The organism is Citricoccus sp. CH26A, assembly GCF_000224415.1.
Lineage (GTDB): Bacteria > Actinomycetota > Actinomycetes > Actinomycetales > Micrococcaceae > Citricoccus.
Genome location: NZ_AFXQ01000006.1, coordinates 135491 through 148365, shown reverse-complemented (window position 1 = coordinate 148365; position 12875 = coordinate 135491). Strand labels below are relative to the sequence as shown.

The window sequence follows — 12875 nt, the reverse complement described above, 5'->3', positions numbered from 1 at the left end:
ACCGCTCACCGTCGGCGGTGATGGTCCCGTGGTTGCCCACGCCCGAGCCCCCGTAGGTCTCGGCGTCCGTGTTGAGCACCTCCTCCCACTCCCCCGCGAGTGGCAGCCCGAGACGGACGTCGTGGTGGGGATGGCCGGCGAAGTTCGTGACGCACACCAGGGGGCGGGCCTCCTCGCCGTCCGCACCGGGCGCGGACCAGCGGATGAAGGAGAACAGGTTGCGGTCGCCGTCGTTCTGGTCGATCCACTGGAAACCTGCCGGGTCGTTGTCCTGGCTCCAGAGCTCCGGAGCGTTGCGGTAGACCATGTTGAGGTCCCGCACTGCCTTCATCAGCCCCTTGTGCTGAAGGTTCTCGGTGAGCCACCAGTCCAGCCCGTGGGATTCCTTCCACTCGGACTCCTGCCCGAACTCGGATCCCATGAAGAGCAGCTGCTTGCCCGGGTGGGCCCACATGAATCCGTAGTAGGCGCGCAGGGACGCCAGTTGCTGCCAGCGGTCGCCGGGCATCTTCCGCAGCAGCGAGCCCTTGCCGTGGACCACCTCGTCGTGCGAGAGCGGCAGCACGAAATTCTCGCTCCACGCATAGACGAGGGAGAAGGTCATCTCGTTGTGGTGCCAGCGCCGGTTCACCGGGTCCTCGGACATGTACTGGAGCGAGTCGTGCATCCAGCCCATGTTCCACTTCAGGCCGAAGCCGAGCCCGTCCTGGTCGGTGGGTGCCGTGACACCCGAGAACGCGGTGGACTCCTCCGCGACCATGACCGTTCCGGGGTTGCGCTTGTAGGCCGTGGCCGTGGCCTCCTGCAGGAAGCTGATCGCCTCGAGGTTGTGGTTGCCCCCGTGGATGTTGGGGATCCATTCCCCGTCCTCCCGGGAGTAGTCGAGGTAGAGCATCGAGGCCACGGCATCCACCCGCAGCCCGTCGATGTGGAACTCCTCGAGCCAGTACAGCGCATTGGCCACCAGGAAGTTGCGCACCTCGGTTCGGCCGTAGTCGAACACCAGGGTGCCCCAGTCCGGGTGCTCCCCCTTGCGCGGGTCCGCGTACTCGTAGAGCGGCGTGCCGTCGAACTTCGCCAGCGCCCACTCGTCCTTGGGGAAGTGGGCGGGCACCCAGTCCAGCAGGACGCCGATACCGGCCTGGTGGAGGCGGTCCACCAGGTACTTGAAGTCGTCCGGGGTGCCGAACCGTGAGGTCGGTGCGTAGTAACCGGAGACCTGGTAACCCCAGGACCCGCCGAAGGGGTGCTCGGCCACGGGCATGAACTCCACGTGGGTGAACCCCTGCCAGGAAACGTACTCCACGAGCTGATCGGCCATCTCGCGGTAGCTCAGGCCCGGACGCCAGGACCCGGCGTGCACCTCGTAGATGCTCATCGGCCCGTCGTGCGGATCCGTGCTCGCCCGCTGCTCCATCCAGTCCTGGTCGCCGAAGACGTACCGGGAGTCGTCCACCCGCGAACCGGTCGCCGGGGGCACCTCGGTCCAGCGGGCCATGGGGTCGGCCTTGTCCCGCCAGTGCCCGTCGTGGCCGAGGATCGCGTACTTGTACACGGTCCCGGCGCCGATACCGGGGACGAAGATCTCCCAGATCCCGGAGTCACCCAGGGAGCGCATGGCGTGCTGGTGCCCGTCCCAGCCGTTGAAGTCGCCCTTGACCCGGACGGCCTGGGCGTTGGGGGCCCACACCGCGAAGGAGGTGCCGGTGATCTCTCCCTGGGGGGACGAGTAGTGACGGACCCGGGAACCCAGGACGGTCCACAGGGTCTCGTGCCGTCCCTCGCGGAACAGGTGCTGGTCCAGTTCACCCACCGTGGGCAGGTACCGGTACGGGTCGTCCTGCTCGGCGGCGTCCAGGCCGGGGAAGGACACGAGGATCCGGTACCCCGGTACCCGGCCCGGGTGCGTGGCCGGCAGCGTCCCCACCCAGATGCCCTCGAGTTCGTGGCGCAACGGGACCACGGTGCCATCGTCGGTCCGGACGGACACCTCCTCCGCCATCGGCCGCAGGACGCGGAAGGTGACGGTGCCGGCATCGTCCAGGTGCGCCCCGAGGACCTCGTGGGGCTGGTGGTACCGGCCGTGGGCGACGGCGGTCAGCACCTCCGTGCGCACCCCCAGGGGGGCGGGGCTCCCGGTCTCTCCCGCGGCGGCGGCCCCGGTTGCGGCGCTCCCGGGTGCCGCGGCGGACGGCGCCGCGGCGGGGGCCGGAGCGTCCGGCGTCGTTGATTCGGTGTTCTCGGCGTGCATGGTGTCCTCCTGGGGTTCACCCTCGATGACTCTCTCCACCGTATCCCGCGTGGGCGTGGCTGCCACGGTCCCGGCGGAGGCCGCGCCCCGGCCGAGGGCCCGCCGGACGGCCGCGGCGGGGACCTCGACCCAGTCCGGCCGGTGACGCAGCTCGTAGACCGTCTCGTACAGGGCCTTGTCCAGCAGCAGGGCGGTGAAGACCGTCGAGGCCGTGTCCACCGGCTCTCCCACGGTGCGCCCGTAGCCTGCCAGGAAGGCCCGCTGCGTCCCGGCGGTCCACTCCGGGGTCCCGGCCAGCGCACCGGCGTAGTCGAAGGACCGCAGCATCCCGACGACGTCCCGCAGCCGCAGGTCCCAGCCGGAGCGTTCCTCGGCCTCCCGCAGTGGTTCTCCCTCGAAGTCCAACACCGTCCAGCGGGTCGTGCCGTCGGCGTCGGAGGCGAGCACCTGGCCGAGGTGGTAGTCGGCGTGGATCCGCTGCAGGGGCGGCAACCCGGCCGCCGCGTCCGCCGAGCGCAGCGAGGTGAGGACCTGCTCCACGCGGTCCGCCAGGTCCTCCCCGACGGTCGCGGCGGCCTCGCGCCAGCCCCACTCGATCCGGGTGGCCAGTTCGGACAGGACCTGGGGCGCCCGGCCGGTGCCGGTGGGCACGGAGCGCGTTCCGAGGGCCTCGGCGAGGGCCAGGTGCAACCGGCCCGTGGCCTCGCCGATCCCCGTGGCCTCGGCGAGGAAGTCCTCCCCGGCCTCGGCGGCCTCGGTGGCCACCCGCCAGGCGTCCCTCGACCCGGTGATGAACTCGCGCAGGACGCAGGCCTGGCCCGAGACCCACTCCTCCGGCGTGCCACGCCACCCCGCCGTGACCGAGCCGTACGTCACCGGGACCTCGCTGGAGCCGGCGGCGGACAGCGCCAGGCCGATCTCGACGTCGGGGTTGGCTCCGGCGGCCAGGACGCGGAAGAACTTGAGGATCAGCGTGCCGGGACCGGCCTCGATGACGACGGAGGTGTTGGACTGCTCGCCCTGCAGCAACCGGGCCCGCAGGGTGTCGGCGTGGAAGGCGGGCCACTCCTCGAAGCCCGCGTAGGCGTGCCCTGCGGACCGCCGGTCCGCCGTGGGCAGTTCGCGCCGCATCATCTCGAGCCAGGCGGCCACGAACTCCGGGTCGTGCGTGCCGTCGTAGACCCAGCGGGGCCCGGAGGCGGTGTCCCAGCGTCCGATCAGCGCGGCATCCCCGCCCTCGAGCGGTTCCTCGCGGATGGCCACGGGCACGGACAGGGTCACGGTGTCGTCGTCCCGTCCGGCCGTCACCACCTGCAGCTGGAGCTGGACGTCCTCCCGGCTGGCCGTCAGCCGGATCCCGCCGACCCGGTGCAGGTCGAAGGTGCCGCGCACCGGGAACCAGCGCTGGGACGGCAGCCAGGCGGAGAGCAGCTCGGGGAAGGAGGCGGAGGAGTTCTGTTCAGTGGTCATCGGACGCTCCCTGCGGACATCTCGGGGGTGATCACGGGAAGGGCGGTCGTGTAGGGGTTTCGCTTGCCGGCGAGCGCGGTCCGGTCCGTCCCGCCCATCAGGTCCGGCCCGGTGCGCAGGCGCAGCCAGAAGAACCCGTGTCCCGGCAAGGTGACCGGCAGGCGGCCGTCCTCCCCGATGTCCAGGAAGGCCCGGCCACCGAACACGTCCCGCAGGCCCCGCCCCTCGTACCCCGGCACGCTCAGCCACGTGGCCACCGGGTCCGGGGACAGGTTGAACACGCACAGCACGGTCTCGGGGTACAGGTCCTCGTCGTCACTGATCGGCAGGTCCCGGACGAAGGCGAGGACCTGTTCGGCCTCGGCGTCGACCATCGTGAAGTCGCCCAGCCCGAAGACGGGGTGGCGCTTGCGCACGGCCAGCGTCTCCCGGACCCAGTGCAGCAGGGAGCCGTTCGAGGCCAGCTGTGCCTCCACGTTGACGTGGTTGTAGTGGTAGACGAGGGACTGGATGACCGGCAGGTAGAGCTTGCCGGGGTCGGCGTCGGAGAACCCGGCATTGCGGTCCGGGTTCCACTGCATCGGGGTGCGTGAGGCATCACGGTCCGGCAGCCAGATGTTGTCCCCCATGCCCAGCTCGTCCCCGTAGTACAGGAACGGCGAGCCCGGCAAGGACAGCAGCAACCCGTGGATCAGCTCGAGCTCGGAGCGGTTGTTGTCCAGCAGGGACGCCAGCCGGCGGCGGATGCCGACGTTGGCGCGCATCCTCGAGTCCGGGGCGTACCAGCCGAGCATGGCCTGGCGTTCCTCGGGCGTGACCATCTCCAGGGTCAGCTCGTCGTGGTTGCGCAGGAAGGTCCCCCACTGCGAACCGGCCGGGATCTGCGGGGTCTCGGCGATGGCCTCCAGGATGGCGGTGGCCTTGTGGTCGCGCAGCGCGTAGAAGATCTTCGGCATGATCGGGAAGTGGAAGCACATGTGGCACTCCGGGTCCTCCTCGGACCCGAAGTAGTCGACCACGTCCTGCGGCGGCTGGTTGGCCTCGGCGATGATCACCCGGCCCGGGTACTCCGCGTCCACCATGGTCCGCAGGTCCCGCAGGAACACGTGGGTGCGCGGGTCGTTCTCACAGTCCGTGCCGTCCTCCTCGTAGAGGTACGGGATCGCATCGGCACGGAAGCCGTCCACGCCCATGTCCAGCCAGTACCGGACCACGTCGTAGAGGGCCTCGATCACCGCCGGGTTCTCGAAGTTCAGGTCCGGCTGGTGGGAGAAGAACCGGTGCCAGAAGAACTGCCGGCGCACGGAGTCGAAGCTCCAGTTCGACTCCTCGGTGTCCACGAAGATGATGCGGGCGTCCTCGTACTTCTCGTCCGTGTCGCTCCAGACGTAGAAGTCCCCGTACGGCCCGTCCGGGTCCGACCGGGACTCCTGGAACCAGGGATGCTGGTCAGAGGTGTGGTTCAGCGGCAGGTCGATGATGACGCGCAGGCCGCGCGCGTGGGCCTCGGCCACGAGCCGCTTGAAGTCGGAGACGGTGCCGAAGTCGTCCAGGACCTCGTAGAAGTCCGCGACGTCGTACCCGCCGTCCCGCAACGGGGAACGGTAGAACGGCGGCACCCAGAGGCAGTCGACGCCCAGCCACTGCAGGTAGTCCAGCTTGTTGATCAGCCCGTCGAAGTCCCCGGAACCGTCACCGTTGCCGTCGTGGAAGGCCCGTACGAGGACCTCGTAGAACACGGCGGTGCGGAACCAGTTCGGGTCATGGGAGATCCCGTGGGTGTGGAGCTGGAACGAATTGGCCATCGGGTGCAGTGTCTTCCGTCGTGGGTCGTGCGTCGGTCCGGCGAATCCCCCCGGGGTCCGCGGCGTGGTCTCTCGGCGCGCTGCGGTCGCTCAGTCGCGACGCACCACGCGCAGCACGTGGGCCGGCTCGACGTGCGGGTCCAACCGGACGTAGTTGTGCGCCGACCACTGCCAGCGGGCACCGGTGATCAGGTCCTCGACCTCGAACCGGCCCTCGGCGTCCAGGTCCTGCGGACGCAGGTCCAGCGCGGCCAGGTCCAGGTGGGCGGTGGCCTCCTTGACGTCGTGCGGGTTGCAGTTGACCACCACGATGACGGTGTCCGCGTGACCGGGCAGCCCCTCCACCAGCGCCGCGGGATCCTCGACGCCCGGGAAGACGGGGCCGACGTCGGGCAGGTCCTCCGTGCCCGTCGCCGCCGCGGCGTGCCAGCCGTCGGCCCGGTGCCGGCGGGTCTTGGAGAAGACGAGGATGTCCTCGTTGTCCGCCTCGTGCAGGGTCAGGTTCTGCAGGTCCTGGAAGGCCGGGTGGGCCCGGCGGATGTGGTTCAGCCGGGTCAGGTAGGGGGCCAGCGAGCGCCCCTCTGCCTCGGCCGCGGCGTAGTCGCGGGGCCGGAACTCGTACTTCTCGTTGTCGATGTACTCCTCCGCGCCCGGACGGGCCACGTGCTCGTACAGCTCGTAACCGGAGTACATGCCCCACAGGGGGTTGGACAGCGCGGCGAGCACGGCCCGGATCTTGAAGGCCGCGGGCCCGCCGAACTGCAGGTACTCGGTGAGGATGTCCGGGGTGTTGACGAAGAAGTTCGGCCGGTAGAACGCCGCCGTCTCGGCGGTGACCTCATGGAGGTACTCGGCGATCTCGTCCCGGGTGTTCCGCCACGTGAAGTAGGAGTAGGACTGCTGGTACCCGGCCCGGCCCAGGGCGTGCATCATGGCCGGGCGGGTGAAGGCCTCCGCGAGGAAGACCACCTCGGGGTGACGGCGGTGCACCTTGGCGATCAGCCACTCCCAGAACCACAGGGGCTTGGTGTGCGGGTTGTCCACCCGGAAGATCTTCACGCCGCGGGCCACCCACAGCTCCACGACCCGCAGCACGGCCCGGCGCAGTCCGCGCGGGTCGTTGTCGAAGTTCAACGGGTAGATGTCCTGGTACTTCTTCGGCGGGTTCTCCGCGTAGGCGATCGAGCCGTCCACCCGGGTGGTGAACCATTCGGGGTGCTCGCTGACCCACGGGTGGTCCGGGGAGCACTGCAGGGCCAGGTCCAGGGCGACCTCCATGCCCAGTTCCTCCGCGCGGGCGACGAAGCGGCCGAAGTCCTGCACCGAGCCGAGCTCGGGGTGGATCGCGTCGTGGCCACCCTCCTCCGAGCCGATGGCCCACGGCGAGCCCGGGTCCTGCGGCCCGGCCGTGAGGGTGTTGTTGGGTCCCTTGCGGTGGGCGCGGCCGATCGGGTGGATCGGGGGCAGGTAGACGACGTCGAAGCCCATCCGGGCGATCGCCGGGAGCCGCTCGGCCGCCGTCGTGAAATCGCCCGAGGTCCAGGTCCCCGATTCCGGGTGGTAGACCGCGCCCTCGGACCGGGGGAAGAACTCGTACCAGGCGCCCCGGCCGGCCAGGGCGCGCTGCACGTCCAGGGGGTACTCGGTCGAGGGCGAGACGAACTCGCGGATCGGGCGGGCGGCCAGGACCTCCGCCAGGTCCGGGTCATCGGCCGCGGCGAGCCGTTCGGCCACGTCGCGCGTGGTGTCCTCGAGGCCGCGCACGGCGCGGGCCAGGACGGCGCGGTCCGTCTCGGAGCGGTCCGGGTCCTCGGCCGCCCGGCGGAACAGGGCACCGCCCTCGGCCAGCATCAGCTCGACGTCGATCCCCGCCGCGATCTTCACGGTCGCCGCGTGCTGCCAGGTGGCGACGGGGTCGGACCAGCCCTCGATGACGAAGACGTGCGGACCGATGTCCACCGGACGCAGGACGGCCCGGTACTCGTCCAGTCCGGGCGCTCCCTCGGTCATGCGCACGCGGTGCACCTCGGACCCGGAGGGTCCGTAGAGCACGGCCGTGGCACCGAGCCGGTCGTGTCCCTCGCGGAACACGGTGGCGCGCACGGGGATGTCCTCTCCCACCACGGCCTTGGCCGGGTGGGCGCCGCAGTCGATGACCGGCTGCACACCCGTGACGGGGATGCGGCCGACCCTGACCTCGGAGCGGAACATCGGGGCAGTGATGGCATTCCTGGAAGCTCCCACGCGGTCGACGTTACCGGTGCGATGCTCGGCTGGCCAACGACATATCCGGCGGCGACCGCGCATGACGTGGTCGCGGGGCCCGCGGGCAGAGGGTTCACCCGGTGGTCGACCCGGCGTCGACCGGGTGTCGACCGGGATTCACCCGGTGCCCGGAACGGGCCGCTGGACCGTGGATAATGAGGGCCTGTGAAGGCTATCCGTCGGTTTACCGTTCGTACCCACCTGCCCGAGTCCATCGCGGGACTGAGCCGCCTGGCCACCAACCTGCGGTGGTCCTGGCACCCCCAGACCAAGGCCCTGTTCCGCGACCTCGACCCGCAGGCCTGGGACGAGCTGAACCAGGACCCCGTGGCCCTGCTGGGCTCCTTCGACCGGGCCCGGCTCACCGAGCTGGCCGCCGACGAGTCGATCGTGCAGCGGGTGGCCGCGGCCACCCGGGACCTCGACCGCTACCTGTCCGAGGACCGGTGGTTCCAGCACGAGGTCGCCGGCGTGGAGCCGGCGCCCCGGCCGATCGCGTACTTCTCCCCCGAGTTCGGCATCACGGCCGTGCTGCCCCAGTACTCCGGCGGCCTGGGCATCCTGGCCGGTGACCACCTCAAGTCCGCCTCGGACCTCGGCGTGCCGGTCATCGGCGTCGGGCTGCTCTACCAGTCCGGGTACTTCAAGCAGTCGCTCTCCCGCGATGCCTGGCAGCAGGAGACCTATCCGGTGCTGGACCCGGACAACCTGCCGCTGACGCTGCTCAAGGAGCAGGACGGCTCCCCGGCGCTGGTGTCCCTGCCGATCCCCGGCAACCGCACCCTGCACGCCCAGGTGTGGCGGGCCGACGTCGGGCGCGTCCCGCTGCTGCTGCTGGACTCCAACGTCCCGGCCAACGACGACACCGCCCGCTCCATCACCGACCGGTTGTACGGCGGCGGCGGTGACCAGCGCCTGCAGCAGGAACTGCTGCTGGGCATGGGCGGGGTACGGGCGCTGCGGCAGTACTGCCGGCTGACGGGCACGGACGCCCCCGGCGTCTACCACACGAACGAGGGCCACGCCGGGTTCCAGGGCATCGAGCGCATCGAGGAGCTCATGGCGGCCGGGCTGGACTGGGAGGCCTCGCTGTCCTCCGTGCGGGCGTCCACCGTGTTCACCACGCACACCCCCGTGCCCGCCGGCATCGACCGCTTCGACCGGCACCTCGTGGAGCAGTTCCTCCGTGCCGGCCTGGCCCCACACGTCCCGGTGGAGCGCATCATGGCCCTCGGCGCGGAGGACTACGTGGGCGGTGACCACGAGGTGCACAACATGGCCGTCATGGGCCTGCGGCTGGGCCAGCGGGCCAACGGCGTGGCCAAGCTGCACGGGGTGGTCTCGCGCGAGATGTTCAAGGGCCTGTGGCCGGGCTTCGACGCCGACGAGGTGCCCATCACCTCGATCACCAACGGCGTCCACGCCCCCACCTGGGTGTCCAGCACCGTATCGGACCGGGCCATCGAACTGTTCGGCACCTCCGCGGTGGCCGGACACGACTGGGAGCGGGTCTTCGAGGTCCCCGACGAGGAGCTCTGGGAGATGCGCCGGACGCTGCGCCGGGCCCTGGTCCGGGACGTCCGCGCCCGGTTGCGGTCCTCGTGGCTCAAGCGCGGTGCCTCGGCGGCCGAGGTGGCCTGGACCGAGAACGTGCTGGACGAGGACGTGATGACCATCGGCTTCGCCCGGCGGGTCCCCACGTACAAGCGCCTGACCCTGATGCTGCGGGATCCGGAGCGGCTCAAGCGGCTGCTGCTGGACCCCGAGCACCCCATCCAGCTCGTGGTGGCCGGCAAGTCGCACCCGGCCGACGAGCAGGGCAAGCTGATGATCCAGGAGATGGTCCGGTTCGCCGACGACCCGGAGGTCCGTCACCGGATCGCGTTCCTGCCGAACTACGACATCCAGATGGCCTCCACCCTGATGCCCGGGTGCGACGTGTGGCTGAACAACCCGCTGCGCCCGCTCGAGGCCTGCGGGACCTCGGGCATGAAGGTGGCCATGAACGGCGGGCTGAACCTGTCCGTGCTGGACGGCTGGTGGGACGAGATGTATGACGGCGAGAACGGCTGGGCCATCCCCTCCGCCTCCTCCGCCGCCAGCGCCGAGGAACGGGACGACGTCGAGGCGGCCGCCCTCTACGACCTGCTCGAGACCCAGCTGGTGCCCCGGTTCTACGCCGCCGAGGACTCGGACCAGGCCGGTGCGGCCGGGCCGTCCCGGGCCTCCCGGGACGGTATCCCGCACCAGTGGCTGGCGATGGTCAAGCACACCATGGCCACCCTGGGCCCGGCGATGTCCGCCGACCGGATGGTCCAGGACTACGTCAACGAGCTCTACCGCCCGGCCGCCGCCGCCGGCCGGACCCTGGACGCCGACGACTACGCGAGGGCCCGCGAGCTGGCGGCCTGGAAGACCCGGGTCCGCGCCGCGTTCGGCCAGGTGGTCGTGGAGCACGTGGACTCCCTCGGCGTGCGCGAGGAACCCCAGATCGGCGACGAGCTGCAGGTCTCCGCGTACGTCAGCCTGGGCGACCTGCAGCCGGCCGACGTCTGCGTCCAGGCCGTGTACGGCCGGGTCTCCGCCACCCCCGCCGGCAGCCTGGAGGAGGACCGGCTCCTGGACACGGCCACCCTCGAGCTGGCCCCGGCCGAGGACCTGGGCGGGGGCCGGTGGCAGTTCACCGGCTCGCTCGTGATCGACCGTTCCGGTGCCTTCGGGTACTCGGTGCGCGTGCTTCCGCAGCACGAGCTGCTGGCGTCCCCGGCGGAGATGGCCCTGGTGGTCAACGCGGGCTGACCCGCCCTCTCCGCCCGGCATCCGGAGGTCGACGGATGGCCTGGATCCGGTGATGCCACCGGGTCTGCGTCATCCCTCGACCTGCCGTGCGGTGTGGGGTGGCCGCAGCAGGCCGGTCAGACGGAGTAGACGGAGATCGAGTTGCCCTCGATCATGTCCGTCTCCCCCGGGGAGAACAGGGCGCCGCGGCGCAGGTCGCCGTAGTGGGACGTGGACAGCTGCAGGGTGAACGTCCGCAGGTCCGCCCCCGTGGGGTCCGTGATGCCGCGGAGCTCGTCCGGGGTGGGCAGGTGGAACCAGGACTTGGACAGTCCCCCGTTGAAGACGATCAGCCCCTTGCTCAGCCCGCCGGGGACCCCCACGAGCAGCTGCAGCAGGCGATGGGACGGGTCCGACCACTCGTCGTGGGCCATCGGCACGCCCTGGGCGTTGAACCACATCAGGTACCCGGGATCGCGGGCCGGGTACGTGTAGGGCTGCCCGGCCAGGAACTCCTTGCGGATCGCGATCAGCCGGCGCGTGGTGGACAGCATGCGCTGCTGGCGCTCGCCGAGGTCCCAGTCGGTCCAGGAGATCTCGTTGTTCTGGCAGTAGGCGTTGTTGTTCCCCCGCTGGGTCCTGCCGATCTCGTCCCCGGCGGTGATCAGGGGGACCCCGAGGGAGAGCATGAGCGTGGCCATCAGGTTCCGGGCCGTCTGGGACCGGGAGTCGCGGATGTCCTCGTCGTCGGTCGGACCCTCCACCCCGTGGTTGTAGGACCGGTTGTGCGAGTTGCCGTCCCGGTTGTCCTCCCCGTTGGCCTCGTTGTGCTTCTCGTTGTAGGAGACCAGGTCCCGCAGGGTGAAGCCATCGTGCGTGGTGACGATGTTCACCGAGGCCAGGGCGGACCGTCCGGACCCAGCGAACAGGGCGGCGGAGCCGGCCAGACAGTCGGCCAGCCGGGCGGTGGACCCCCCGGCGCCACCGTGCTCCATGGCGCCGCGGTCGGCCACCCAGAAGTCCCGCACCACGTCGCGGAAGCGGTCGTTCCAGTCCGCCCAGCCGAGGGGGAAGTTGCCGGTCTGCCACCCGCCGATGCCCACGTCCCAGGGCTCAGCGATCAGCTTGGTCCCCGCCAGCACGGGGTCCGCCTGGGCGGCCACGAGGAACGGGTGGTGGCTGGTGAAGTGGTGGGCGCCGTCCCGGCACATCGTCACGGCGAGGTCGAAGCGGAAGCCGTCCACCTGGAAGTCGCTCACCCAGCGCCGCAAGGAGTCCAGGGCCATCCGGACCACCTGGGGGTCGCTGAAGTCCAGGGAGTTCCCGCAGCCGGTGGTGTCCAGGTACCGGCCCATGGCGTCATGGCGGTAGTAGTGCTGCTCCCCCAGCCCGCGCCAGCAGAAGACCGGACCACCGGGTCCCTCCTCCGCGGTGTGGTTGTAGACGACGTCCAGGATCACCTCGATCCCGGCCGCGTGCAGCAGCTTGACCATGCCCTTGACCTCGTCCTGCACGGCCTGGGGTCCGGCCGCCTGCGCGGCGGCGGTCGCGTAACCGGGGTGCGGCCCGAAGAAGCTGACGGTGTTGTACCCCCAGTAGTTCTCCAGGCCCAGGCGCTGGAGGTGGGACTCGTCCCGGTGGTGGTGGATGGGCAGCAGCTCGACGGCGGTCACCCCCAGGTTCCTCAGGTACTCCACCATGACGGGGTGGGCCAGTCCCGCGTAGGTCCCCCGCAGTTCCTCCGGGATCCCGGGGTGCAGCTTGGTCTGGCCGATGACGTGGGCCTCGTAGACGACCGTGTCCCGCAGCGGAACGTGCGGCTTCTGGACGCCGCCCCAGTCGAAGTCCGGGGGAACCCGCACCGACCAGTACCGGCCCTCGCGCTCCACGACGGCGTCCCCGTACGGATCGATCAGCAACTGCGGCAGGTCGTGCACCTTGCCCGAGGACCGCCTGCGGACCTTCCAGACCCCGGGAATGCGCCGGTCACGGGCGACGAAGGCGTAGAGGCTTCCATACCCCAGCCCATGGATGGTCCCGTGGTGGACGTGGTCCGTGACGTCGTACAGGGGTGCACGGCGCAGGTCGACCGAGGTGGGGACGGCGTCCGGCGGGAAGTCCGGATCGGTGAAGACGACGTCCACCGCGGACAGGCCGGGGGCGTACACGGCCACGTTGGCCGCCCCGGGGACGTCCACCACGCCGGGAACCGAGTCGGCCACGCCCAGCGGGAACGCCCGGGACCGGTGGCCGCTGGCGCCGCGCAGCCCGGCCGGGACGCCGCCGCTGGGCCGAGGGGTCATGGG

The 12875-nt window shown here is 70.8% G+C and carries 5 protein-coding genes; 1 reads left to right on the top strand and 4 read right to left on the bottom strand.

Annotated features, from left to right (window positions below):
• From glgB to CITRI_RS0105980, 3 genes are all read right to left on the bottom strand, one after another.
• The coding region (gene glgB, locus CITRI_RS16535) for a 1,4-alpha-glucan branching protein GlgB (protein WP_010143766.1) at positions 1–3721 on the bottom strand (3721 nt) is incomplete at its 3' end.
• A complete protein-coding gene (gene treS / locus CITRI_RS0105985) occupies positions 3718–5526 on the bottom strand; it encodes a maltose alpha-D-glucosyltransferase (RefSeq protein WP_010143765.1) in 1809 nt (602 codons plus the stop codon). The genes treS and glgB, both read right to left, overlap by 4 nt.
• A gap of 90 nt (positions 5527–5616) precedes the next feature.
• Positions 5617–7737: an alpha-1,4-glucan--maltose-1-phosphate maltosyltransferase gene (locus CITRI_RS0105980; protein ID WP_010143763.1), complete on the bottom strand. Its 2121-nt coding sequence runs from the start codon at positions 7735–7737 to the stop codon at positions 5617–5619.
• A gap of 219 nt (positions 7738–7956) precedes the next feature.
• On the opposite strand from CITRI_RS0105980, the gene glgP reads away from it, so the two are divergent.
• Positions 7957–10590, top strand: a complete 2634-nt coding sequence (glgP, locus tag CITRI_RS0105975; protein WP_010143762.1) for an alpha-glucan family phosphorylase — start codon at positions 7957–7959, stop codon at positions 10588–10590.
• A 116-nt stretch (positions 10591–10706) separates the two neighbouring features.
• On the opposite strand, the gene glgX is transcribed toward glgP, so the two are convergent.
• On the bottom strand, positions 10707–12872 hold the full coding sequence (gene glgX / locus CITRI_RS0105970) for a glycogen debranching protein GlgX (protein ID WP_141565981.1): 2166 nt from the start codon (positions 12870–12872) through the stop codon (positions 10707–10709).
• Between the last annotated feature and the right edge of the window lie 3 nt (positions 12873–12875).

Coding starts and splice junctions, on each gene's coding strand:
- treS (WP_010143765.1), bottom strand. CDS start 5,526: ATGGCCAATTCGTTCCAGCTCCACACCCACGGGATCTCCCATGACCCG.
- CITRI_RS0105980 (WP_010143763.1), bottom strand. CDS start 7,737: ATGTTCCGCTCCGAGGTCAGGGTCGGCCGCATCCCCGTCACGGGTGTG.
- glgX (WP_141565981.1), bottom strand. CDS start 12,872: ATGACCCCTCGGCCCAGCGGCGGCGTCCCGGCCGGGCTGCGCGGCGCC.